This is a genomic window from Campylobacter concisus (genome assembly GCF_002165815.1).
Taxonomy (GTDB): domain Bacteria; phylum Campylobacterota; class Campylobacteria; order Campylobacterales; family Campylobacteraceae; genus Campylobacter_A; species Campylobacter_A concisus_BH.
On record NZ_NDYN01000001.1, the window covers coordinates 319,635 to 345,055 of the forward strand.

At 40.4% G+C, this 25,421-nt stretch carries 23 protein-coding genes, 1 tRNA gene and 1 pseudogene; 5 read left to right on the plus strand and 20 right to left on the minus strand.

Annotated elements, in window-relative coordinates; genetic code table 11:
* Positions 1 to 135: 135 nt before the first annotated feature.
* From B9N65_RS01765 to nifB, 3 genes are read left to right on the plus strand one after another with little or no spacing between them, the layout of a single operon-like run.
* Positions 136 to 996, plus strand: coding sequence for a substrate-binding domain-containing protein (locus B9N65_RS01765; RefSeq protein ID WP_021087798.1), 861 nt, complete (start codon positions 136 to 138; stop codon positions 994 to 996).
* A complete protein-coding gene (locus B9N65_RS01770; protein WP_087582561.1) occupies positions 989 to 1,801 on the plus strand; it encodes a 4Fe-4S binding protein in 813 nt (270 codons plus the stop codon). Before B9N65_RS01765 ends, B9N65_RS01770 begins: the two co-directional genes overlap by 8 nt.
* Positions 1,801 to 2,628: a nitrogenase cofactor biosynthesis protein NifB gene (nifB, locus tag B9N65_RS01775; RefSeq protein WP_087582562.1), complete on the plus strand. Its 828-nt coding sequence runs from the start codon at positions 1,801 to 1,803 to the stop codon at positions 2,626 to 2,628. Before B9N65_RS01770 ends, nifB begins: the two co-directional genes overlap by 1 nt.
* 377 nt (positions 2,629 to 3,005) lie before the next feature.
* On the opposite strand, the gene B9N65_RS01780 is transcribed toward nifB, so the two are convergent.
* The 11 genes from B9N65_RS01780 to fliW all read right to left on the minus strand — a co-directional run bounded on the left by B9N65_RS01780 (position 3,006) and on the right by fliW (position 13,942).
* Entirely contained in the window at positions 3,006 to 4,355 is a 1,350-nt protein-coding gene (locus tag B9N65_RS01780; protein WP_087582563.1) for a sensor histidine kinase, read from the minus strand.
* Positions 4,339 to 4,998 (minus strand): response regulator transcription factor, encoded by a 660-nt coding sequence (locus B9N65_RS01785; protein ID WP_087582564.1) that lies wholly within the window; start codon positions 4,996 to 4,998, stop codon positions 4,339 to 4,341. The genes B9N65_RS01780 and B9N65_RS01785 overlap by 17 nt, the downstream gene beginning before the upstream one ends.
* Before the next feature lie 32 nt (positions 4,999 to 5,030).
* Entirely contained in the window at positions 5,031 to 5,654 is a 624-nt protein-coding gene (locus B9N65_RS01790) for a hypothetical protein (protein WP_087582565.1), read from the minus strand.
* Positions 5,655 to 5,698: 44 nt separating this feature from the next.
* Positions 5,699 to 6,184, minus strand: coding sequence for a PepSY domain-containing protein (locus B9N65_RS01795; RefSeq protein ID WP_087582566.1), 486 nt, complete (start codon positions 6,182 to 6,184; stop codon positions 5,699 to 5,701).
* Between the two features lie 266 nt (positions 6,185 to 6,450).
* Positions 6,451 to 6,525, minus strand: a tRNA-Asn gene (locus tag B9N65_RS01800).
* A 111-nt stretch (positions 6,526 to 6,636) separates the two neighbouring features.
* A complete protein-coding gene (gene hpf, locus B9N65_RS01805) occupies positions 6,637 to 7,164 on the minus strand; it encodes a ribosome hibernation-promoting factor, HPF/YfiA family (protein WP_004317788.1) in 528 nt (175 codons plus the stop codon).
* Positions 7,165 to 7,244: 80 nt separating this feature from the next.
* Complete coding sequence (locus tag B9N65_RS01810) at positions 7,245 to 7,694, minus strand: type II secretion system protein (RefSeq protein ID WP_087582736.1); 450 nt, start codon at positions 7,692 to 7,694, stop codon at positions 7,245 to 7,247.
* On the minus strand, positions 7,694 to 8,626 hold the full coding sequence (locus tag B9N65_RS01815; RefSeq protein ID WP_087582567.1) for a prepilin-type N-terminal cleavage/methylation domain-containing protein: 933 nt from the start codon (positions 8,624 to 8,626) through the stop codon (positions 7,694 to 7,696). The genes B9N65_RS01810 and B9N65_RS01815 overlap by 1 nt, the downstream gene beginning before the upstream one ends.
* The gene (locus tag B9N65_RS01820) at positions 8,623 to 9,267 is read right to left on the minus strand and encodes a prepilin-type N-terminal cleavage/methylation domain-containing protein (protein ID WP_087582568.1); all 645 of its coding nucleotides are present in this window, start codon (positions 9,265 to 9,267) and stop codon (positions 8,623 to 8,625) included. Before B9N65_RS01820 ends, B9N65_RS01815 begins: the two co-directional genes overlap by 4 nt.
* A complete protein-coding gene (locus B9N65_RS01825) occupies positions 9,261 to 13,505 on the minus strand; it encodes a hypothetical protein (protein ID WP_087582569.1) in 4,245 nt (1,414 codons plus the stop codon). The genes B9N65_RS01820 and B9N65_RS01825 overlap by 7 nt, the downstream gene beginning before the upstream one ends.
* 53 nt (positions 13,506 to 13,558) lie before the next feature.
* On the minus strand, positions 13,559 to 13,942 hold the full coding sequence (fliW, locus tag B9N65_RS01830) for a flagellar assembly protein FliW (protein ID WP_012140104.1): 384 nt from the start codon (positions 13,940 to 13,942) through the stop codon (positions 13,559 to 13,561).
* A gap of 112 nt (positions 13,943 to 14,054) precedes the next feature.
* On the opposite strand from fliW, the gene B9N65_RS01835 reads away from it, so the two are divergent.
* Entirely contained in the window at positions 14,055 to 14,702 is a 648-nt protein-coding gene (locus B9N65_RS01835) for an outer membrane protein assembly factor BamD (protein WP_009294177.1), read from the plus strand.
* Positions 14,703 to 14,714: 12 nt separating this feature from the next.
* Positions 14,715 to 17,132, plus strand: a complete 2,418-nt coding sequence (gene lon, locus B9N65_RS01840) for an endopeptidase La (protein ID WP_087582570.1) — start codon at positions 14,715 to 14,717, stop codon at positions 17,130 to 17,132.
* Positions 17,133 to 17,674: 542 nt separating this feature from the next.
* Here lon and B9N65_RS11395 read toward each other — a convergent pair.
* The 9 genes and pseudogenes from B9N65_RS11395 to B9N65_RS01880 form a co-directional block, all read right to left on the minus strand.
* Positions 17,675 to 18,598 (minus strand): methyl-accepting chemotaxis protein, encoded by a 924-nt coding sequence (locus B9N65_RS11395; protein WP_374220068.1) that lies wholly within the window; start codon positions 18,596 to 18,598, stop codon positions 17,675 to 17,677.
* Between the two features lie 252 nt (positions 18,599 to 18,850).
* A pseudogene (locus B9N65_RS11400) lies at positions 18,851 to 19,654 on the minus strand (cache domain-containing protein); the annotation flags it as partial.
* 115 nt (positions 19,655 to 19,769) lie between these two features.
* Positions 19,770 to 20,339 (minus strand): ComF family protein, encoded by a 570-nt coding sequence (locus B9N65_RS01850; protein WP_087582572.1) that lies wholly within the window; start codon positions 20,337 to 20,339, stop codon positions 19,770 to 19,772.
* Positions 20,339 to 20,896 (minus strand): YajG family lipoprotein, encoded by a 558-nt coding sequence (locus B9N65_RS01855; RefSeq protein WP_087582573.1) that lies wholly within the window; start codon positions 20,894 to 20,896, stop codon positions 20,339 to 20,341. The genes B9N65_RS01850 and B9N65_RS01855 overlap by 1 nt, the downstream gene beginning before the upstream one ends.
* 10 nt (positions 20,897 to 20,906) lie before the next feature.
* Positions 20,907 to 21,629 carry a membrane protein gene (locus B9N65_RS01860; protein ID WP_012001473.1) on the minus strand — a complete coding sequence of 241 codons (723 nt, stop codon included), beginning with the start codon at positions 21,627 to 21,629 and terminating at the stop codon, positions 20,907 to 20,909.
* The gene (locus B9N65_RS01865) at positions 21,623 to 21,853 is read right to left on the minus strand and encodes a 2-hydroxymuconate tautomerase family protein (protein ID WP_009294206.1); all 231 of its coding nucleotides are present in this window, start codon (positions 21,851 to 21,853) and stop codon (positions 21,623 to 21,625) included. The genes B9N65_RS01860 and B9N65_RS01865 overlap by 7 nt, the downstream gene beginning before the upstream one ends.
* A 333-nt stretch (positions 21,854 to 22,186) precedes the next feature.
* On the minus strand, positions 22,187 to 23,977 hold the full coding sequence (gene lepA, locus B9N65_RS01870) for a translation elongation factor 4 (RefSeq protein WP_087582574.1): 1,791 nt from the start codon (positions 23,975 to 23,977) through the stop codon (positions 22,187 to 22,189).
* An 89-nt stretch (positions 23,978 to 24,066) separates the two neighbouring features.
* The gene (locus B9N65_RS01875) at positions 24,067 to 24,462 is read right to left on the minus strand and encodes a transporter (RefSeq protein WP_087582575.1); all 396 of its coding nucleotides are present in this window, start codon (positions 24,460 to 24,462) and stop codon (positions 24,067 to 24,069) included.
* A 26-nt stretch (positions 24,463 to 24,488) separates the two neighbouring features.
* The gene (locus tag B9N65_RS01880; protein WP_087582576.1) at positions 24,489 to 25,409 is read right to left on the minus strand and encodes a cation diffusion facilitator family transporter; all 921 of its coding nucleotides are present in this window, start codon (positions 25,407 to 25,409) and stop codon (positions 24,489 to 24,491) included.
* Positions 25,410 to 25,421 lie beyond the last annotated feature (12 nt).

Here is a 25,421-nt window from a genome sequence, read left to right on the forward strand (position 1 = left end):
GATTGCGGTCGCAATTTACATTTGCATAAATTTACCTTCAACTACCATTTTTGCAAATTACAAAAGTCAAATTTCACAAGTTTCGCGTGCCGAAAATATCAAATTTACATTTCTTAAATCCCAAAAGGAGATTTCGTGGAATTAAAACAAACCGGTATATCACGCCGTGGCTTTTTAAAAGGTGCTTTAGCCACAGCTGCTGCTGCCACTCCGCAAACGATGCTGGCTGGCTTTACGCCATTTAAGTCTGACTCGCTTCAAGTTTGGTCGTGCGGAGGCCTATCTGAAGCTTTTAACGAGCTAAATGCCATTTACGAGTCAAGAACAGGGCACAACATCCAATACACCGGCGCTTTTGCTGGCGCTCTTGGCAAGTCGCTTTTAGCACTTCAAAGCACGACCGAGCTCTTTGGAGCAAGGGTTTTAGAGCTTTCTAAAAAACTTCGCAAAGCTGGTCTTAGCCTTCATTTTAGGCCGCTATGCTTTACTGACTACGTCCTAGTTGTGCCAAAAGGCAACCCTGCTGGCATTCGTGACTTAAAGGACCTTGCAGAACCAGGAGTTAGGGTGATGCTGCCGCTTAGATCATCGCCCCCTGGCAGTGGCCCAGTCAAAGGGATCTTAAAAAACTCAAACCTCACTGATGCGGTGATGAAAAACATGGTCGCAAACGGATCATGCGTCATAAATATGATGTGCGAACTAGTTGATGGCAAGGGCGATGCTTCGATCATCGAAAAGCGCCTAACAACGCACGATAGGTTTAAGGACAAGATAGAGTATATGCCCATCGACGAAAAGCTCATCCCACCTGGACCGCTCACTTTTACGCTAAATATAATGAAATATGTAAAAGATGAAAGGCTCGCAAATGACTTTGCAGACTTTGTTTGCGGCACCGAAGGGCAAGAAATTTTTGAAAAACATGGCTTTACCTCCATTTATTCAGCGCGTGGGCTAGAGCTTATAGAAAGGTTTGGTGTAAAAGATGTGTAGTAGCTGTAATAGCGCATGCTCTAATAGCAGTGCATGCGGCAATGTAAATTTAAAAAAGAAAAGCAAAAACTCTCCAACAACAAAGATAAGACGCCTAGTGCAGCTCATCTTTATAGCAAGCATCGGTCAGTGGGCGTATTACGGCATTTTTAGATGCCCTTTTGTAGTGCCTTTTGTAAATTGCCAAAACTGCCCTATCATCACCTGTTGGGGGCGGATCACATCGCTGTTTTTTGGATTTTGGCTATTTATCCCAGCGCTTGTCATCCTCTTTGGCAGGGCATTTTGTGGCTGGGTCTGTCCAGCAGGCTTTGTCAATCAAATGCTTGGTAAATTTGCCTTTTTCAAGCTAAAAATCCGCAGCAAAAAGCTAATAATCGCTCAAATAGGCATGCTAATTGCCATAGCAATCAGCCTTTGGGTCTATTTCGTCTGGGGCAATCCTCGCATGATGATACCTATAAGAACGAGCGATGAGTACCTAACTGCCGTTACTTTATCACTTCGCTTTGGCGAATGGGAGTGGGTCACTCGCACGGTGATCATCATCTCAGTCATGCTAGCCTCGCTAATCGTAGCCAACCTTTGGTGCCGTTTTGTCTGCCCATCAGGTGGCGTGCTTGAAATTTTGCGTAAATTTTCGATCTTTCGCGTCTATAAAACAAGCGCCTGTGACGACTGCGACGCATGCTTGCGCAAGTGCGAAATGGGGACAAGACCTGATGAGATAAACTGCACAAACTGCGGGGACTGCCTCAATGTTTGCCATGCAAATGCCATTAAATTTGGAAGGAAAAAGAGCTAATGATCTTTCGCACCAAAGCTGATCTAGATAACCACCCATGCTTTAACAAAAAGGCCTCCGCTAGCTACGGACGTGTGCATCTGCCAGTAGCACCTCACTGCAACATCCAGTGCAACTTCTGCAACCGCATATATGACTGCGCTAATGAAAATCGCCCTGGCGTAACGGCAAAGGTGCAAACGCCAGATGAATCGGTGAAATTTCTAGAAAAGCTCTTTAAATTTAGACAAGACATCTCAGTCATCGGCATCGCTGGACCTGGCGATCCGATGTGCGATGCTGACAAGACGCTAGCGACCTTTGAAAAGTGTAAGTCCCACTTCCCAAATGCCCTGCTCTGCCTCTCGACTAATGGCCTAGCTCTGCCTGAGCACGTTGATGAGATCGTGCACCTTGGAGTGAGCCACGTGACAGTGACGGTCAATGCCGTGACCCCAGATGTTGGCTCGAAAGTCTATTCGTGGGTGAGATATGAAGATAAAAACTACTACGGCGAGGAGGCTGCTAGGATACTGCTAGCGCGCCAAGACGAGGGCATCCGCAAGCTAAAAGAGGCTGGCATGCTAGTAAAGATAAACACCGTAGTCATCCCTGGGGTCAATATAGACCACGTCCAAAGCATCTCAGCAAAGGCAAAGCAGTGGGGAGCTGACATAATGAACTGCATGGCGATGATACCGGTGCATGACACCCCTTTTGAAAATTTAAAGTCCCCTTCAACCGATGAGATCCACAGAATCCGCAGATCGATAGGCGGCGATATAGAGCAGATGACGCACTGCAGTAGATGCCGCGCTGATGCATGCGGGAAGCTTGGCGAAAGATAACGATAAAAGACACTAAATTTAGTGTCTTTTTGGTTTTTGGTTTTGGCTCGCGCGACTTTTGGTTTTTCTTGTGTGTCTTGCAGCTCTTGGTTAAATTTTGTAAAGTTATCTTAGATAGCAAAGTTATAAAAGGCATAGAAAAAGGCGATTTATTCGTAGTCAAAGTGTAGAAGTGGCGAAAATTTCTTTACATTACTTTGCAAAACATCTTTTTACAAACTCTTTTTAAGCTCTTTAAATGGGCCTTAAATCAGACATCTTAATACTTTGCTCAATATTCATCTATCTCATAGCCTTGATGGTTTTGTATGAAATTTAAATTCGCTCTTATATTTGTTTTACTCTTGTATAAATTTTGTCCAGCAAACTGCTTAAATTTACACTTGCTTTAAATTTACAAGCTCAAATTCAGCCCAAAATTCGCTCCCAACCCCTACTTCACTTTTTACGCCTAGCTTTGCGCCGTGAATTTTAGCGATATTTGCAGCGATAGCAAGACCAAGACCACTACCTCTGTTTTGGCTTTTGTTTCTTGAGCTATCGGCTTGATAAAATTTATTCCAGATTAGCTCGCTATCTTTTTTAGAGATGCCTAAGCCATCGTCTTTTACAGACAAAAGTGCATGCGTTTTTGTGAGGCTTAAATTTAGCTCGATCTTAGTTTCTGCAAATTTTAGTGCGTTGCTTAAAAAGTTATCCACTAGCCTTGAGATCATCAGCTCATTGCCTAAAATTTGGGCATCTGGTGCTACAACGCAACTAAATTTTAGCCCCTTTGCGCTTGCTAGCTTCTCATAGTCGCTGGCTAAATTTTGCAAGATAGAGCTTAAATTTATGCGCTTTAGCTCCAAATTTCTGCCAGCTTCCAGTCTTGAAAGCTCCAAAATTTGATCTATCAACGAGGTTATTTTCCTTGACTGCCTAGAGATGACCTCCAGCGACTCCTTGGCCTCGCCTAAATTTTGTGAGTAATTTTTAGCGTAGTCGCTCTCAGCCATTATGACAGATAGCGGCGTTCGCAGCTCGTGCGAGACGTCTGAAGTGAGCTGTTTCTCGCTTTGATAGACCTTTTCTAGGGAGTCTAGCATCTGGTTAAAAACGCTTGCAAGCGCGTGCAGCTCGTCTTTGCCAGCAGGCAGGTCTATGCGCTTTGAAAAGTCCCGGCTGCTGCCTATCTCAAGCGCAGTTTTTGACATCGTAGCGACTGGTTTCATCGCGTTTTTTATCGTTTTATAGCCGCCATAAAGCACAAAAATAAACAAAACCGGCACAAAAACGCCCAGAGCCAGTAAAAACAGCCCCTCTTTTTTGAAAAATTTCTCCGCATTTATCACGCCTCTGACCCAGACACCTTTGCCTTTAGCTGCTATATCGTAGTAGTAAAAGCGGTTTTCGCCGTTTTCAAAAAGCCTGACAGCACCACTATTCATTTTAAGTGAGATTTGAAAGTGTTTTGGCGCTAGACCACCGATCACATCGCCTTTTGCGTTATATTTTATAAAAAATATCCCATCATCGTATGGCTCAAATTCATCCATATTGTTGGCTATTTTCATGACTGATTTGGCTAGCTTTTTTTGGCTCACGTCCTCAAAAACCTCATCCGCCACGACCGCCGAGATAGCAATGAGAGCCGCCACGATAACGATGATAAAAAACGAATACCAAAGCGTTACGCGCGCGGTTATCGGGATGTTTGCAAGTGTTTGTTTAGTCTTTAATAACATAGCCAAGCCCTCTTTTAGTCTGGATCACATCGCACTCGCCAATCTTTTTTCTTATATTTTTTATAAGCACGTCGATGACGTTTGAGCCGCCTGTGTAGTCAAAGTCCCAGACGTGCTCTTTGATCTGGTCGCGAGTTAAAATTCTGCCCTTATTTAGCATCAAAAACTCTAAAATTTCATACTCTTTGCCGGTGAGCTCGATCTGCTCGCCGCTAAATTCGACTGACTTTTTAGAAAGGTCGATCTTTAGCTCGCCTGCGCAAATTTCACTAGCCACGTTGCCGCTGTTTCGGCGAATGAGCGTGCGCACTCTAGCTAGCAGCTCCTTAAAGTCAAACGGCTTGACCAAGTAGTCATCCGCACCCGCGTCAAGCCCCTTTACAACGTCGTCCACATCGTCCTTTGCCGTTAGTATCAGCACAGGGGTCGCTAGCTTTGCGGCGCGCGATCTTTGCAAAAATGTAAGTCCGTCCATCACTGGCATCATGAGATCAAGCACGATAAGATCGTAGTGTGCGACGGCGGTAAAGTCCATCGCCTCCTCGCCGTTAAACGCGCTATCGACGCTATATCCGTTTTTCTTTAGGTGCCTTGTGATGACGCTATTTAGGTCTATTTCGTCCTCGACGACTAAAATTTTCATCTTTGCCTCACGTAGTTTTGCCAGCTATTTTATCAAATTTGGCTTTTTATTTTTAGATTTAAAATTTCGCCATTTGCTGCACCTATCTTAAAATCATATAAAAAGCCATTAAATTTAGCCCTTGCCTCATAAAAATACTCCGTGCAAAATGTGCCAAAACTTTGTTTTTTCGCTAGATAGATCGGAGAAAATTCCACCTCTTCTGGCTTTGTTTTTAGGCGCTCTATGACGATCTCTTTGACTTTTTCTGGCAAGATGTGAGTTAGCCCTTCAAATTTGGCCTGCTCTTCATTTATCTTTGATAGCTCCGCCCTTTGCGCCTCGTCTTTTAGGCAGTTTGAAGCGTTTGATAGCCACACTCCAGCCTTGCCTGCGTAGATGAGCACATCCGCTGCACCTTGAAGCGAAAGCTTAAGCGCATTTTTAAAGAAATTTTGAGCTTTGTATTTCGGAGCTGTTTGGCCTGAATTTTTATCTAAATTTTCAGGGCTTTGCTCGCTCTCTCCTAAATTTTCGCAACTATTTTTATAAACGCTAGGCTTGACATTTTTACTTAAATTTTCTCTCGCGCTTTGGCTAAAATTTTCGTTCAAATTTCTCTCTAAACCCTGTTCGCCAACGTTATCGTTTAAATTTTGCTCTAAATTTTCACTCATCTTTTTCACCTTTATAAAATTTAACGCCCAAAAAGGGCGCTAGATCACTTTGTATAGTTACCGATTATCTCGCCTGTTTGAGCGTTTATGATCACTTTTTTCTCGCTCCTGTCGCGTTTAAGCTCTACTTTGTATATCCAAGCACCATTTTTATTATCAAGCTCTGCCTCATCAAGGCTCCAGCCAGCCTCAAGCGCTTGAGCTTTAGCTACAGCTTCATCGATGCTAAGAGCAAATTTTGAAAAATCTACCGCTTCGTTCGGCAAGATGTGTTTTTTATTTTTATTCTCTACTTTAACGATCTGACCGCTATTGGCATCGATCTTGATATCTTGTTTGACGCCGTCTTTAAAAGACTCTATCTTATAAAATGTCACGCCCTTTTTGACGTTCATCTCGATATCTTTGACGCTTGAGCCTGGGAAGTTTTTCTCAGCTATGTTTAAAGCCTCTTTTGACGTGATGGCTGCTTGCAAACTTGTTGCTCCTAAAACTGCTGCTAAAGCTGCTGCACCTAATACCTTTTTCATTTTTGATCCTTTTATTTTTGATTTCCAACTTTCGTTTGGATGAGCGCATTATAAAAGCCTAAAATGAAGCTAGGATGAATGAAGAAATTATTTTAACTTCGCCAAAGATTAATATCTAATAGCATTTTGACTGCAAATCAGAACGATATACTGAAACAGCAAATAAACCTGAGTTGAAATAAAATAAAAAATACAAAAAATAAGAAAACTTAAAGTTCTTGAAATATAGTTAAAATCGGGGTTTTAAAAGGATTTTTATAGAAGAATGGCTCCGGATGCTGGGTTCGAACCAGCGACCAAGTGATTAACAGTCACCTACTCTACCGCTGAGCTAATCCGGAACACTTAAAAGAAGTCGTATTATAGTTAGCAATCATTTAAAAATAGCTTAAATAACTAAAGAATAGAAAATTTATATTAAAAATAATTTAGGGGCAAAGCTGCCCCTAGTTTTAGTAAAGACCAAAAGTTCCGTCTGTTCTTTTGTAGATGACGCGCATTTTGGCATCAACATCGTTAAATACGTAAAATTGTTTATCGCTTGATTTTAGTTTATCAAGCGCTTCTTCTACCTCAAGAGGCTTGTAAATTTCAAGCTCCATAGGCACGATCTCTTCGACACCTTCGATCTTTTCTTCGCCTATTCTCGAGCGAAATTCTTTATCATCAGCCTTGCCTTTTACTGTAAATTTCTTATCGTGCTCTCTTCTTAAAACTTTTGAAGCCTTTTCGATAGCAAGATCGATCGCTGCATAGAGATCTTTATCTTTTTGGCGAACGACTATCGTGTCTTTATGAGCCATATTTAGAGAAAATTCTGCATTAAAGCCCTTTTTACCTTGCTTTTCATCCGCTCCTACTACGCATCTTGCTGAGATGATGTCAAGGTTGTACTTGCCAAGGGTGTCAAAAGCGTCTTGGATGTAGTTTTTGATGGGCTCTGTTAGCTCAAATTGTTTTCCTACAATGCTTATGTTCATCGCAATCTCCTTTATAGAAAGTAAGATGATTATAACATGGCGAAACTAAAAGCAAATTAAAGTAAAATCTTTATAAAATTTTAAAGTTTCTGAAGAGTTCGTTTGTGAAAATTTATAGGATTTGAGGCTTTTCCTGGTTTTGAGCTGACAAAGACATCAAGCATTATTGTGCCTTGATTTATTCCTTTTACTATCACAGCATCTTTGTTTTTACAAGCATCGCCCATATCGCCAAAGTATTTTACATATACTTTAAAAGTAAAGAGGTCGCCAAATTCGCCAGCTATCGGATTGTCTTCACTTGCATTTTTACTTTGGTTCCCTAGACAAGTGGTGCTAAAGTCATTGCTTATGATAGCTAGCATGGCGTATTCTGTCGCTGCGCGGGCTACTAGCTCGCTTTGCTCTCTTAGATAAATTTCACTATTTTGCTTAACTGAAGTGCTAGCGATCGAAAGAGCCAGCATACAAATAGAGCTTGCGATCACCACAAAAAATATCGCTGCAATGAGCGTAAAACCTCGCCTCATCAATAAACCGCCTTTGACTTGCAGATGGTTATCTCTGAGTTTTTTGCCCTCATGCAAAGTTTTAGCACGATGACGCCATTTTTTTCAGTAAAGACAAACCTCGTAACGTTTTTGGCGAGGGTTGCTTTTTCGCCGTTTGGTTTATATTTTTCTCCCATCCATGGACGATAGTCGTAGTATAAATTTAGATCAAAGACGCCGTTTGCCGCATCTTTTGGATCAGCGCTTTGCTCTGGCACTATGGCATTTGCTGTGTAGGCTAGATGATATTGCTCTGAAATTTGCTTGCCACCAAAACCAGAAATTTCTAGAGTATCGCCATCAGTGCTTTTTACTCCAACTTTTGCTATGTCTAACTTTGTAATATCACCCTTGTATCCAAAAGAATCTTGCACATTGTAATAAACATCAGAAAATATCGCTACTACGCCACCATCTTTTTTTGTAAAATCAACACAAGTGGCATTTCTTGTGTCATCTTTGCAAGTTAGATCTTTTATGGTTTCAACAACTTCGGTAGAAAAATTACTTCCAGGACTTATCAGACCAGTTGCTGGCGAGCTCTTAGCAAGATCTACGTAGCCACTATATCTGCCTGCTTTATTACCAGAAGGCACATCGTTAAAAATTTCATACGCATAGGGGATAAATTCTAAAATTTCATACTTAGCATCTAAATTTACCCCACTATCATTTAGCGCCAAAAACTCTCCATCAGTTTTTCTAGCGATCACGCTTGGCTTTATGCGGTGCTCTAGTCTCTTTGAAATTTGCTCCAGTGCGATCTCCGTTTGCGTCTCGAGCTCATTTACTGTCCTTGTTTGAAAGTAGTTTGAGTAGATGTTCATTATGGCGTTAAAGCTCATCATAGCGATGATACCAAGTACAACGATGACGACTACAAGCTCAAGAAGTGTAAAGGCTCTTTTCATTTCCACGCTTTCGTATTTAGCGAGCCGCCCTCACCTAGGTTAAAAGCGTAGGCTCTTAACACTGATGTCGTCTCTTGTTTTGTGTCATTTTTGTATGAAGTTGCAGTTACACTTATCTCTTTTACATCACTGTTGTCTAGCCCTAAATTTGGCTTAAACCAGCCCTTACCCTCGCTAACACTTACCTCATAGTCTGAACCAACTATGTAGTCTCTGTTTTGATTTGTTGTGTTTAAATTTTTATTTCTTGTTTTGTAATAATCCACAGACCTCACTGCCGTATCAGGTACTAGATCTGATGAGTTTGTATAGGCAAAAACTCTATGCCCGTCGCCTGTTATTTTATTTATCTTATAAAATTCGTTTCTTTGATCACCTGGCTTTAAGATGATAGGAAAAAAGTAAGCCGTCTCAGCGCTACTGCCGCCGATGTTTGTTGAGACCTTGATGACCTTGTCGCTAAAAGGAGCTTTTAAGATAAGCCCCATGTAGGTCTTAGCATTCATCAAGCTCTCTTGCGTAACCGCCTTTTGATTTAGCTCAGATGTGGTCTTTAGTACAAGCGGTATCGACGTGCTGATGATCGCCACAACGACTATCGAGAGGATAAGCTCTATAAGAGAAAAGCCTCTTTTTACCAAGAAATTCTCCTATTTGTCTTATCGCTTAGATCGTTAAAGTTGTTTTCGCCGCCTATGACATTTCCTACGTCACCTTTACTAGAGCCATTTTTTAGGGTCTTGCCAGCCCAGTCGCCATTTGGCACGAGAAATCTCACTGTGAAATCATTTGTCGCCGCATCTTTATCAAATTCATTATATATGAGCCAGTTTTTCGTATGCATCTTGGCTATATCTGTAACTGCTCGGTCATTTTTTACGTAAATGTAGCTGATGCCGTCACTAAGTGCTGTCTCTTTTGCTGTATCTCGCGTAGTGTGATTTGAAAAGCTGTAACTATCGACATTGCCATAACTAGCATCGTGAAGAGGATTTACATACCATGAGTGCGTACCCGCAAACTCCTCCCAGCGAGCGCTTGATCCAGGTTTTTGCAACATAAATTTACTCTCGTCGCAACCATTGCAATACACTCCGTAGTAAATTTTTGCCTTAAAGCCAGTGTTTGGTCCCTCATAGTAAGGTGCGTATGTCCTAGCGTAGTAAAATTTTGCAGATGTTTTTGTGGTTGGCTTTTTGTAGTTATCTCCCTTTGTTTTATTTCTACTACTTTGATCCTCAGCCAAGCTTTCAAAAGTGAATACATCGCTTGTCACCTCAAAAGGATTTTTTGCCACATTTTTTTCGCGTGCGAAGTTAAATTTTAGACTTACATCAGCATAGCCGTCACTTCCAAATGCCTCTTTCTTAACACTATAAGCTCCATCATGCGGAGATAAATTTACCTTTTTTACAAGTGCAGAAGGATTGCTATCATCAAAAAATATTATTTCACTGTTTAGTCTATCTACCCCAGCAGCATCACCGCTTAGCTTTGAACCACTATTATCAGTATATTCGGCTATGATCTCTCCAGCTTTTATTTTAAATGTTGTATTGTTTGCATAGCAACCATTTTGATACAAAAGTGCTGGATTGTCGTTAAAAAGCCTTGCTCTTACTTTAAAATTTAAGGTTGGAGATGGAGCTTCTTTTTCATTAGCAATATAACTAATACCACCTCCTAATATCTTAAAGTCACTTACTTCAAGGTCTTTTGGTGCAAAATTAAATTTATGCTGATTAAAATTTATATCACAACCAAATTTACCATCCCCATCCTCTTCATTATAGCTCTTGCCAAGCGCACAGTCACTATCTTGCTGTGTTGTTTTTTGATCTACTTTTGTATAGCTAGCATCTCTTACGTCAAAGTAGGCTTCACCTATATCAGAAAAAGAAAATCCATTATCATCATCACCTATAGATCCAAGCTTACTTATAATCCCTATGGCTTTATCAGGATCATTAAAGCTTACTTGAAGCTGATCGCTACTTCCATCACTTATAGCCGTTGGTAAGACGCAATCACTTGTGCCTTTTTTTACTGAAGCAAGTAGTACTTTATCAGTTGTACTATCAGCTTTTAGAGTGTTTGTATAGCCGTTTGCCAAGCCTCCATTTGCGTCATAAGCTCCAAGAGTGATCTCACTGTAGCTTTTGCCACCTATTAAAGTTTTGTCCGTATAGGCCGAATTTGTAATCGCATCATAAAGACCAAATGTTGCTGGCCTTACTGCAAAACTATCAAAAGCAGCACATTTTTCATCGGTTAAATTTGTGATTTTATTTTGATAGCTAAGCTTTACATGTAAGTCAGGATATGGTCTTGGCACGGTCACTCTTCTTGTGATAGTGTGAGTTGAAGTAGTAAAGTGCAAAGTCTCAGCTGGTATGACTGATTTATCAGAACTACAATCAGTCACTAGCTTTAATGTCACATCAGTATTTGAGTCAGGCGCCTTTAGAGTACCATCAGTCTTTTTGTAGTTTGAGATAGTGATATCAAAAGGCTTATTTGCTATCTTTGTATAAAGCTTGTTTTTAAAATTCCCACTTGGATCATTTGCTTGACTTCTTGGATAAAAGTCATTTTCCTCTTCATTAACGATCTTTAAGTCGTAATTCGTTGGTACACACTCTTTAATCCTGCCATTATATTTTAACCCTATAGAAGCATTTTCAAATTCAGCCTCATATTTTGTCTTTTTATATTCTGAATTTAGTATCCCAACAAATTTTAATCTTGCAAAGTTTCCTGAATCATGCACAAGCGTTCCACCAACTCCGGTACTTGCATTTTTGCCTATTACGTATTTTAATGTATTACCTATGATTTGAACACGATCCCCACTATCTTGTAATACTTGACAATTATTATATTGAGAATCGCTTGGTCCAGATGTATTTATCTGAAGGCAACTTGAGCTAGGTTTATAACTTATAAATTTAGGATCAAAATTTATCTTTAAAAAAGCATTATTTGCATCTTCGTGACCTTTATTTTGTATGGTTACAAGCGTTTTAAGTTCAGTTCCAGTTTTTACTTTTCTTGCTTTATTTGTGTCATTATCTCCTTTAACAGCAACATCCACCCATTTTTTTGCAACACTATCCCATATCTGAAGTTGCTCTGTATAACAAACCTCAGGATCGTATAGTGTAGTAGAGAAAGCAACCATACCGATATTTAACCTATCGCCTTGAGTATTTCCAGATACATTTGAAGCAGTTGCTTCAAACTGCATATCAACTCTGCTTTGTTTATTTGACATAAAATTTGATATATCAAAGAGATCTAGATCCATTTGGCTATTAAATTTTTTATCAACATTAGCCAGATAGCCAAACCTTGTTATAGAAGAGTTAAATTGATTATGGCTTGGGTTACCTACTGAATTTGGATCAGATGGATTAGCCCCTGAAGTGAGGCTTTGAAAAGTTCCATCGTTCTTCTTTATCATCACATCTTCGCCTGTTATCTCCTTACGTCCACCAAAGCCCATAAAAGCAAGACTTGAATTTACAGTGCCTGCAGTCGGAGTATAAAAGTCATCAAATATTAAATTTAGTTTTGTATTTTGTATAGTTTGAGTTGATGTCGTCCTCGTTCTTTTAACAAAAGGTGAGATATTTGACATGCCGCTATAGATATTTACAGCTTTTGGCTTAATCCTGCCTTCATCCTCTTCACCAAAGTCATAAACTATAACCAAACTCCAGCCGCCATACTGTGAGACAACGTAGCTAATGCTCCAGTCACCATCAGCGTACAAAGCTGTACCATGAGCCACCTTTGCGTCTTGCTCTTGTGCATCTATCGTTACTTTATAGCTTCTTGGAGTAGTTTTTTTGATAGTTGATGCTATACCGCCAACTGCAAATGTCCTACCAGCATCACTCTTGCCAAGACTAGCCTTAACTAGATCAGTCACATCAGCGCTCGCCTGATAAGTAAAGTACATACCACTTCTTATACCAACAGTTGATTTTCCAGCACTGCCATCCTCATTAGGATGAAGTGGTATAGTATATTTAGCATTACAGCCACCAGTATCATCAAGGTTATTTGGATCTTTGCAGTATTTATAATATGTATCGCGTGTTACGGCATTTGGATTATAAGGCGTAAAAGAACTATCCCATTTTACATCTTCCTCATTAGCCTTTACAAGATGCACTAATCCATCAGGGGTTTTAAATTTAACACTAGTATAGCCAAAGATATTTTCATACATAACATTTAGCAGTCCTTTATCTTTTTGCCACTCATCATAAACAGCTCCACCCCAGTAAAGCCTGGCGTATTTGATCTTTGTCTTATCTATATTTTTTCGCTCATATTCACTTTTATCTTCAAATTTAAAAGTAGCGCGAGATGAATTTGGAAATTTGCTAGTGCCAAGACCCGGCTCTTCATTAACATATCTTTTTTCTATTACTTGAGAAGTGTTTGCACTAGGATCATCTGTTGTGCCACTTAGCGATGGTTCAAACTTAAAGCCACTCACTCTTGGCACGATGACGCTAGCACCGATAACATCCATGCCACCGATAACCCTTACAAATTTATCTCTTTTTTTCATTTGGTTGCTATCGTTTAAATTTTTATAATAGCTCACGTCCCTATATCCACTTAGGATTAATACTCTACCATTTACTACATTTGGTGTTTCTGGATAAACGGCTCCAGTATCCTGACTTGCGCCTACACAGTGTCTAATATTGTCATAGTCGATCCTACAAACAATGCCTGCACCACAAGCCGCTTCCTCAACAGAAGTACACTTTCTAACAGTAGCTGGCAACTCAAGCTCATCAGGATCAGTATCACCAAAAACATAGATAAAAGATAAAAGAATAAAAAAAAGAATTTTCAAATTACAATCTCCTTAATGTAATTAGAGCTAAGAGCTCTAAACGTCCTTGTTTGTTATTTTTGTATGAAATTTTCTATCATTTCAGCTTGTCCGTATTGTGGATATTTTGTAACGTCAAGCACTACTTGAGATAAAGTCATATTGTCCATATTGCAAACGATAGGAGCCACGAAATTCACGGTTGATTTCTCAAGAGGGAGGGCAACTACGATGATGTTGTAAATTCTAAGTTGCGAACTCTCTTTGATATCCATAAGCTCTTCGTAGTAGCTTGGGATGTCAAATTCATAACTTCTTAACGCGAAAGGATTTATCATTGTAAAAGATGTTTCGTCATCTTTACTTGCCAACTTAACAAAAAATTTATCGAGCTCAATAAGTTCCATCGTCTTGATATGCTCGAAGCCTAAAATAGGGCTTTTAACACTAAAAATCATACTAACTCCTGTTTTGTAAAATTGCCTTATTTTAGCATAGTTTTAAAAAATTTATACAAAAATAATGCCAAAAAATGTAAAATAAGCGAATTTAAAATTTTTAAGGAAAAGCATGAAAAGATTTTCTAAATTTCTAGCAGTCGTAGCTCTTTTAGGGCTTTTTAGTGGTTGTGCTGAAAAATACACTGAACTTTACAATCTAACTCCAGATGAATGGTACGCTCAGGTCATCGCTGACATAAAAGATGGCGATCTGGAGTCAGCTGATAAACACTACGTTTCAATGGCTAGCGAGCACGTTGCAAGCCCACTTTTGGAGCAAATTTTACTCATCCTTGCCCAAGCTCACGCAAATGACGAAGAGTATCTCATGGCAAATCACTATCTTGACGAGTACATCAAAAGATACGGCGATAACGGCCCAAAAACAGAATTTGCCCAGTATCTAAAGATAAAAGCAAATTTTGACTCATTTACCCAGCCAAACCGCAACCAAAAGCTAATGGAGGATAGCGTAACTGAGATCGAGAAATTTCTTTATATGTATCCAAACACCGAGTATAAGCCACTTATCGAGACTATGCTTATCAAATTTAAACTTGCTCTTTACTTCTTAGATATGCAAATAGCAGATCTTTATAAGAGAACTGGCCGTGACGTTTCGGCTAAAATTTACGAGCAAAAGCTAGAAGAGTCGCCGTTTAAAAACTCAGACCTTATCAAACCTGACGTGGCATGGTATAGAAAACTGTTTGAATAGGAGAAATTTTGCATGCAAATAAACGAAAACAAAGGTTTCCCAACTGAGATCCCTATCATAGTTGAGGACGAGCTATTTTTATATCCATTTATGATAACGCCGCTTTTTTTAAGCGACGAAGAAAATTTAAAAGCCCTTGAGCTTGCCATACAAGGAGAAACGCCGATCCTTGTCGTGCCAACAAAGCCCCAGCAAGACGGTGCTAGAGACTTTGACGGCATCTATGACGCAGGCGTGATCGGCACGATAATGCGCCGTGTGCCGCTACCTGACGGACGCGTAAAAGTGCTATTTCAGGGCATCGACAAAGGTAAAATTTTAAAACAATCAGGCATAAATCCACTCCGTGGTATCGTCGATATGCTCCACGTAAAGCGCCCATCACAGGTCAAAACTGACGCTCTCATCGTAGTTTTAAGAGAAAAAGTAAGAGAGCTTTCGCAGTTTAGCCACTTTTTCCCACCTGATCTTTTAAAGACGATCGAAGAGAGCGCTGAAGCGATCAGAGTTTGCGATCTAGTTTCAAGTGCGCTTCGTCTAAAAAAACAGATCGCTTATAGCTTTTTTGTCGAAGAAAATTTAGAGCAGCGCCTACTAAAGCTCATCGACTACGTCATTGAAGAGATCGAGGCAAACAAACTTCAAAAAGAGATCAAAAATAAGGTTCATTCAAAGATCGACAAGACAAATAAAGAGTACTTCTTAAAAGAGCAGCTAAAACAAATTCAAGCTGAGCTTGGAGCGGACACGAGCCGTGAAGAGGAGCTTGAGGAGTACCGCAAAAAGCTTGATGCGAAGAAGAAATTTATGGCTGAGGATGCCTATAAAGAGATCAAAAAACAAATAGACAAACTTTCTCGCATGCACCCAGACTCAGCAGACGCGAACACCTTGCAAAGCTACCTCGACTGGGTACTTGAAATTCCATTTGAAAATGTAGCTAAGAAAAAGTCATCTATCACCGAGGTGAGCAAGCACCTAAATGCCGACCACTACAGCTTAGAAAAGCCAAAAGAGCGCATAGAGGAGTATTTTGCTTTGCGTGAGCTTTTGGAGCTTAGAGGAGTTGGCGAGAAGGTAAATAACGGCGCCATTTTATGCTTTGCAGGCCCTCCAGGTGTAGGCAAAACAAGCCTTGCAAACTCGATCGCAAAGGCACTAAAGCGCGAGCTAGTTAGGATCGCACTTGGCGGACTTGAGGATGTAAACGAGCTAAGAGGTCACCGCCGCACCTATATAGGCGCTATGCCAGGCCGCATCGTGCAAGGTCTCATAGAAGCCAAGCAGATGAATCCAGTGGTTGTTTTAGACGAGATCGACAAGGTTGGCAGAAGCTACAGAGGCGACCCGACCGCTGTTTTACTTGAGATTTTAGACCCAGAGCAAAATAATAAATTTAGAGACTACTACCTAAATTTCAACATCGATCTTAGCAAGATCATCTTCATCGCCACAGCAAACGACGTGAGCATGATACCAGCTGCACTTCGCGACAGGATGGAGTTTATCGAGCTTAGCTCATACACCCCACAGGAGAAATTTGAGATCGCTAAAAAATATCTCTTACCTCAAGAGCTTAAAAAGCACGGGCTAAAACCAAGCGATGTGAGCATCAGCAAAGAGGCACTTGAACTAATAATTAGCGACTACACAAGAGAGAGTGGCGTGCGAAATTTACGCCGCAGGATCGCTGACATACTAAGAAAAGTCGCCAAAAATATCCTCACCAAAAAGAACGAGGGCAAGATCAGCGTCACGGCTAAAAATTTAAAAGAGTTTTTAGAGAAAAAGGTCTATGAGATCGAGCCAGCGGATAAAAAAGATCAGATCGGCTTGGTAAATGGCCTCGCGTGGACGAGTGTCGGAGGCGACGTGCTAAGGATCGAGGCTATCAGGATACAAGGCAAAGGCAATATGCAGATCACCGGCCAACTAGGCGACGTAATGAAAGAGAGCGCTCAGATCGCATTTAGCGTGGTAAAAGTGCTGATAGATAACAAAAAGCTAAAAGTGCCGATGGCTATCGTGCCAAAATTTGATGATGACAAGCACAAGCTAGAAGCCAGCGATGTTTATAGACGCTACGACCTTCACTTACACGTGCCAGAGGGCGCGGTGCCAAAAGACGGTCCAAGCGCTGGTATCACGATGGCAACTGCGATCGCATCGATACTAACTGACACAAAGGTCAAGCACGATATCGCAATGACTGGCGAGATCACGCTAACTGGCAGAGTTTTACCTATCGGCGGACTAAAAGAGAAGCTAATCGCCGCTCACAAAGCTGGCATCAAAACAGCTCTCATACCTCGTAAAAACTATGACCGCGACCTTGTCGATATCCCAGCTGAAGTAAAAGGCGACATGAAGATCATCGCAGTTGATACGATCGATGATGTGCTAAAAAACGCTCTTGTAGCTAAAAAATAATCTTTCTCTAGCCCCATTTGTCTCACTTGGGGACTAGAGAAATTTATAATCCTAAAAGTACAAAAAGCACATATAAGTAGTTGATAATTTAAACAATATAACGCGAAAATTTCTAGTAAATTTTAAAATTTCATGAACGAGTAATTTCGGCTCTAAAATTTGAGCTAAGCGGTGAGCGAAGCCAAATTTTAGTAGTCAATTCTTGCGAGTGAGTGAAAGTTTAAAAATTTGCAGAATAGATTTTTATAAATTTAAAGTTTTTCTTCTTTGCTAAGGGGGAAGAGGCTTAAATTACGAAGTCGCTCCCTTTCCCCCTTAACAATCCCCTAACCCCTACGACGTTATAGGTAGCATGCTTCAGTGCTTTGCACTGCATGCGGTTTGTTTAAATTTGGTAGATAGTTCTTGAATATTAAATTTAAAGTTTAGAATTTAAAAAGATTAAACCCCAACCCAGCTTAAACTAGGTTGGGATTTATGAATATTAATGAATTAATCTATATTAAACAAATTTGATTTTGTTAAAACTCTAAAGAAAGAAGTTAAAACCTCTTCTTCCTAACCTCTTCAACTATAGCTTTAGCCATCTCATCTACTTCTGATGTTACTTCGTTTGCTTGGTTTGCAATTACCACGTTTTCTTTTGTTAGATTATCTATTTGAGCAACTGATTGATTTATCATATTTATTCCTTCACTTTGCTCTTTTATTGATTCACTCATCTCATTTATTGATTGAGCTAATACATTTGTATTTGCTTCTATCTCACCAAGTGATTTTTGAGTTCTCTCAGCTAGTTTTCTAACTTCATCAGCCACAACTGCAAATCCTCTGCCATGTTCTCCAGCTCTGGCTGCTTCAATTGCAGCATTAAGAGCTAGAAGGTTTGTTTGATCTGCTATATCTCTAATGATAGTTATGATGTTTTTAATTTCATCACTTTGTCTTATAACATCAGCTGTCTTTTGAGAGATGGCATTCATTGAGCTAGACATTTGCTCAACTGCAGCAGCACTTTCTTGTAAGCTATTTGCTTGAGTATTTGCTGAGCTTGCTACTTTTGATACTGAGCTTGCTAGAAGTTTAGCTTTTTCTTCTAGTACTTGAGCTTGGTTTAGATTGTCATTTAGCATTTTAGATATTTCTATGCCAAGAGAGTTTATGCCACTTGCTATCTTACCATCATCATCAAGTCTTTTTGTAAAGTCTTGGTTTTTATAGGTGTTTAGTAGATCAAGTACATCTTTGCCATTACTTGAGATTGCATTTTTAAGAGCAAGTTGTAGATCTTTAAATGTGCTTTTTAGTTGATTTAGAGCTGGGTTATTAGTATCAGCTTCTAGACTTGCTTCATAGTTGCCATCTTTTATCTCATTTACAAAGGTGTTGGCTTTTTGGATGAAGGTGTTCTCTTTTTCTTTAGATGTTTGGATCTTTTGGATGTTTTCGTTTATAAGAGAAGACATAACACCAAATTCATCTTTAGAAACGATATTTGACTTAACTGGCTCTTTGATCTCGTAGTTTAGAAATTTAAAGAACGAAATAAGCGAATCAGATATCTTTGAGAGTGGCTTAAGCGATCTGCTAACGATAAATATAAGAAGCGCTACGATGACTATTATAAATATAACTGATGAGATGACTTGTGAGACAAGTGTTTTGCTAAGGCTTGCGTCATAATCGCTCCAAGAGTTTGCAGAGCACACAAGCCAGTTTGCTTGATCGTAAAGCTCGCAAGCAAGAAGCCTCTCTGTGCCTCTAAGATTGTAAGTAAATGTTTTATCTCCATTTTTCTTATACTCGTTTGAGTAGTCGTCAATGATCTTCATAGCTTCGCTAGCATCAGATAAAACAAGATCCTTATGAACAAAATGAATTATCTTTTTATGCTCTAGATCAAATAAAGCTATCGCGCTACTTGGAGTTGGTTTTATCTTGTCAAGCTCAGCATCAAGTTTATCTATACCTATATCTCCACCAAAGACACCAACAACCTTACCGCCAACTACTACCTTTTTAGCGATAGTTAAATTTAAACCGCCAGCTGAGCTAGTGTATGGAGCTGAGAAGATAATGCCCTCTTTTGCAACAGCGTCTTTATACCAGTTTCTAGTTCTTGCATCATAGTTTTTTTTCTGATCAAAAACCATAAATTTACGCTCATTGCCATCAAGCACAGCGTTATAAGCAGCACCATCTTCTGCATAAGCAAAGTAAAATTCAGAAAAATCAGTCGCTCGCGATCCTGTCATAAGCTCTTTTTTTAAAGCCTCTCTATCATCTAAAATTTCTGGATGCAACTCAAGATATTTGGCGAAATTTTCAACCGTTGCAACCTTATCTTCAAAAAATGCATTCATATAAAACTGCAAAACTTTTGAAGCTGAAGTCTTAGACCCCTTTGCTAGATCATAAATATTCTCTTTGGTGTTTGTATAACTTACAGTAGAAAATACAGCCAAAGAGACAACTAAAAGCACTACGATAATGAGTGCTATTTTATTTGCCACTTTCTTCATTTGGTAAAACTCCTTGTTTAAATTAACTAAAACTATATCGGTAAAAAATAGCTTTAGTTAATAGCTAATTAATACTATTAAAGCATAAAATTTCAAGCTAAATTTCATATAAAGCCTAGTTTCTAGCATCAGCTAAAACAAGCGCAAAAAGCACATCAACGCCTGTTTTTTGAAGTGTATCTCTAGCTTCTAGTATCGTTGTGCCAGTGGTTACGATGTCATCGACTAAGATAACTGGCGCAGTGATCTTTTTTAAAATTTTAAAATTTCTTGGATTATTTTGTCTAAATTTAAGCTCCTTGCCACTGTAACTAACACTGCTTGTCGCATGCAGAGCGTGAAAAACTGGCTTAAGGTTTTTAGCACGAAGTTCATTTGCCAAAATAGCTGTGTGAGAGTAGCCATTATGCACTCTATCATCTATCGGCAGGGCGTAAATTTGCTCTGGAAAGTTAAAATTTTCAGCAAATTTCTTAAATGCAAATTTGGCTAAATTTTTATATATAAAAAGTCCGTGCATGTGGTGCTTTGAGTGGATGAGCTCTTTGATCTCAGAGTAGCCGTAGAAGCTATAAATTTTAAAGCCCTCCAGCTCTCTTACCAAAGGGCTTGGCTCGCTTAAAATTTGCGAGCAGGTTTTACAAAATGTCTTTAGCGTAAAGCTCTTGCAAAACGCACAAAACATCAGCTATTTAAGATAGCGATCGCAGAGCGCTTAACAGCGTCATTAATGATGTCTGTTAAGAATGGCTTAAATGCTCCGCCAGTGCGAACTAGCTCAAATTTGGTTTGGTTGTTTGAGATATTTTTGATGATGCTTTGATCGCCTTTTTGGATTTTAAGAGTGATCTTTATCTTGCCCTTTGTGTTGTCGCTGCCATATCCGCTCATATTTGCTTCAAATTCGTTTATGAAAACTTCAACCACGACGCCACCCATGCCATTTACATTTGCGCCACGTGCCGCAAGCTCTCTTTTAAGGGAGTCGCTAAAGTAAGTCGCAAGATCGTTTTGAAGTACGACATACTCTTTTACAGTGCCTCTGCCATCGGTTATAGTTGCGATAGTGCTTTTGTTTTTGCGACTATCATGCACCGCGCTTATATAGACTTCAAGGCCGTTAGCTTGCTGACTTGCAGCAGTTTTGTAAGGATCAAACGCAACTACTGTCTGAGTAGGAGTGCAACCGCTCAAAAATAGGACAAAAAGTCCAAAGATAGCTAGAAATTTAAATTTACTCATATTTTTCCTTTCAAAGTTTAGTGATCTCATCAGCCACTTTTATGGCAGCTTGCTTGACTAAAAGCGCGATAAAGAAGTCAAACTGACCGCTTCTTGACGCCTCAAGCTCCTCCACGTGGTGTCTAGTCGAGATAGGAATTCGTTTTTTGAAATTTATATCTGAAAGCACAAGCTCGCCATATAGATGCCCGTTTAAAATTTCAGAGCTTCTAGAGTAAGTGCCTCTAAGCTCGTCAAATCTAAAATCAAGCCTATATGTATAAGGCGATGTTTGCGTATCTACGACTACGATGCCACGAGAATTTAGCTCACGTTTTAAAAACATATAAAAGAGCACTTCAAGACGTGGATTTGAGTTAAAGACTACGCCGCTACCATCTTCTCTTGTATAGTAAATCGACCTTGCGCTGCTTCTAGCATCCACGATCCTATGAAAATAGACCTTCTTTAGCCCGACATTTATGTCGATCATATTTTTTTCTAAGCAGCAGTTTATCGCCACGTCGCTTCTATACTTGACGCCATTTATAAAGACGCCATCGCCCCTGCCCCTGCAAGCACTGCAGTCAGCTGGGATCCTCATAACCTCTTCAAAATAGGTCTTATCTTCGCTACTTATGCTTGCACTTTGCACGCCGTCTATGCCCTCGCACGATAGACAAAGACTAGCTTTTGCCACGCAGCCAGTTAGAAAGACGGCTGCAAAAATTGCTAATAATGTCGCTCTTAGCATTTCACTTCCTTTTGCTCTTTTTGTTTTTTGCGGAGATTTTTCACGCTCTCGCCTGCGATGCCGTAGTTGTTCGTATCGATTTCATCGATAATGACAACGGTATTTTGAGCGCTTCTACCTAAAATTTCGCTTATTAGCTTTGTAACTCCGCTTATCATCTTCTCTTTTTGCTCCACACTTGGGCTATCACCCTCTTTTGTCACGCAAATTTTCACAAACGGCATAGCACTCCTTTTTGTAAATTTAGCACTTAAATTTTAATCAAAAATTTTTCAACCAAAACAATCCGCAGGCAGATGTATCGCAAAGTCAGACGAGGTGTGGATAAAATTTACGACTGGAGTTACCATGATAGGTAATGACCGAGTAAATTTTAGTCACAACAAAGTATGACAAAGCGAGACTCCAAATGCGGCAGTATCGCCACCTCATAACAAGGCGAGATATTTTGTGATGATTTTGAAAGCTGTGACGTGAAATTTTGGTGCGGATAGAACATATAGTTCATCAAGCCAAAATTTCACTAACTCTTTCAAAAGGGCACAAAAGATAAACCGCTAGTCTATTTTTAGGACAGATAAAAACGCCTCCTGTGGCAAATTCACCTTTCCTATCGCCTTCATCCTCTTCTTACCCTCTTTTTGCTTTTCTAGCAACTTCCTCTTACGCGTGATATCGCCACCGTAGCACTTGGCTGTGACGTTTTTACCCATTGACTTTACGGTTTCGCGAGCTATTATTTTATTACCGATGCTAGCTTGTATCGCCACCTCAAAGAGCTGACGCGGCACGATCTCTTTCATCGCCTTTACGAAGTCTCTGCCCTTTGTCTGCGCCTTGCTCTCAGGCACGATGATAGAGAGCGCATCGACCGTCTCGCCGGCCACTTTGACATCAAGCTTTACTAGATCGCCCACGCGGTAGTCGCTAGGCTCATAGTCAAAGCTCGCGTAGCCTTTGGTGCTTGACTTTAGCTTGTCGTAAAAGTCCATCACGATCTCGTTCATCGGTATGTCATACTCGAGTAAAACGCGGTCAGTCGTGATGTAGTCCATCTTTGTTTGTATGCCGCGGCGGTTGTTTAAAAGCGTGATGATGTTGCCCAAAAACTCGCTTGGAGTGATGATAGTAGCCTTCACGTACGGCTCAAGGATCGAGTCTATTTTATTGACTGGTGGCAGCTGGCTTGGGTTTTGAATTTTTAAATTTAGCCCATCAGTTTGGATGACTTCATAAGTCACAGTCGGCGCTGTGGCGATGAGATCAAGGTCAAACTCACGCTCCAGCCTCTCTTTGACGACCTCCATATGAAGAAGACCCAAAAAACCAACCCTAAAGCCAAATCCAAGCGCGACCGAGGTCTCTGGCTCGTAGCTAATGGAGCTATCGTTTAGCTTTAGCTTATCTAGCGCGTCACGCAGATCTTCAAATTTATCAGTTTCAATAGGATAAAGTCCCGCAAAAACAAATGGCTTAGCCCTCTCAAAGCCACCAACTGGCTCTTTTAGAGGATTTCTTGACTGCGTTATCGTATCTCCAACTTGCACGTCGCTAACGTTTTTAAGCCCCAAAACAACGATGCCAACCTCGCCAGCGTTAAGCGTTTTAGTCTTTATCGGAGCTATAGGATTTGGATACATGAGGTCTAGCACGATATGCTTTTTGCCCGTGCCCATGACCAAAATTTCGTCATTTTTTGAAATTTCACCATCATAAACACGCACAAGGGCTAACGCACCAAGGTAGTTGTCAAACCAACTATCGTAGATTAGCGCCTTTGTAGGCTTGCTTACGTCGCCATTTGGCGCAGGGATCCTCATGATGATCGCTTCAAGCAGCTCCTTTATGCCAACGCCTGTTTTTGCGCTCACTTCGATCGCTCCTGAGCAGTCAAGTCCGATGATGTGTTCGATCTCGTCTTTTACCCTAGCAGGATCAGCCGCTGGCAGGTCGATCTTGTTGATGACTGGGATGATCTCTAGGTTGTTTTCAAGTGCGATATAGACGTTTGCGATGGTTTGCGCCTCCACGCCCTGGCTAGCATCCACGACAAGCAGCGCGCCCTCGCAACTAGCTAGGCTGCGACTCACCTCGTAGCTAAAATCGACGTGTCCTGGGGTGTCTATCAAATTTAGAACAAAATTTTGCCCATTTAGTGCGTAGTTTAGGCGGACAGACTGGGCTTTGATCGTGATGCCACGCTCTTTTTCGATGTCCATCGTGTCCATGATCTGCGAGCTCATCTCACGGTCACTTACGGCGCCACACTCCTGAATGAGACGGTCAGCAAGCGTGCTTTTGCCGTGGTCGATGTGAGCTATGATGCTAAAGTTTCTAATGTTTTTCATGAAATCCCTAGTTAAATTTTAGGCGATTTTATAAAAAAAATCGTTAAAGTTGAGTAAAAATGAGTTTGCTAGGCTAGCAAGGCTTAAATTTAAAGCTCAAATTTAGCTCTTAAAATTTTACGCAGATCACAGAGCACAACGCAAAGCGAATATAAAAAATAGGCGTAAGCCACAAGCGGCAAAAAAATAAGAAAACCTGAAGCATAAACTAAAGCACTAAGCATGTATGTCGCAGTTGCCAGCGCTGGCACGTAATAAGTCCAAAGCTCTGGTTGTTCAAACGGAGCATCTATGGCATTAAAATATAGAGCAAAATTTAACCCTAACAACAAAATAAATATATAGCCCTTTTTCATACAAAATAGAGCGCAGATCAAGGCTACTACAAAATTTACTGCGATAAGAGGAACTATGACACTGCCCATAAAAGTGCAAAACAAACCCATAGCCACGACCATTAGATATTCATTTTTTATGCGAAACATTAAATTTAAACCTTTTGCGTCAAATTTTAGTGATGATGCCCAAAGTGCTCGTCTTTATGCGCGCTTTTTAGCTCGCAGATGAGATCGTCTTTATGTCCAAGGTTCTCGCTCTCAAACTGAAGCGTGACATGGCCGATGCCTGCGTGAGAAAGCTCGTGTTCGATGTGCTTTATCATCTTTGAAATTTCAGCCACGCTTAGCATATCATCCACCACCACATGGGCTATGAGTGCATTTGTGCCGGCATTTATCGCCCAGATATGCAGGTCATGCACGATTTTAACGCCATCTACGCCCTTTATAACGCCTAAAATTTCATCAGTATCAAGCTTAAGCGGCACAGCTTCGATTAGGATATTAAAGCTATCTTTTAGCAAGCTAGCGCCACTTTTTATGATAAGCAGCGAGACAAAGATACTTGCGATGCTATCAGCCTGCGTGAAGTCAAATTTCATCACAAGAAGCGCCGCGACGATGGCACCAACCGAGCCAAGCGTGTCGCCAAGCACGTGCAGATAAGCACCTTTCATATTTAAATTTTCTTTTGTGTCAGCACTTTTGTGCATGTAAATAGCCACGACTAAATTTACCACAAGCCCCAAAATACTAACAAAAAGCATCGTCTCAGCTTTGATCTCTGGCTCGTTAAAAAGCCTAATGATCGCTTCAACTATGACAAAGATAGCAAGCGCGATAAGAGCGATAGCGTTTATGAAAGCGGCGATGATCTCGACCCTTTTGTAACCAAAGGTCTTTTGTAAATTTGCCCTTTTTTCTGCGATCTTAAAAGCAACCAGCGACAAAAAGAGAGCCGCGGCGTCTGAGAGCATGTGAAATGCGTCGCTAATAAGCGCAAGCGAGTTTGAAACGAAGCCAAAAACGGCCTCAACTATCATAAACGTGAAAATTAGAAAAAATGAATTTCTAAGAACGCTCTTGTTGTGCATCATTATCCTTCT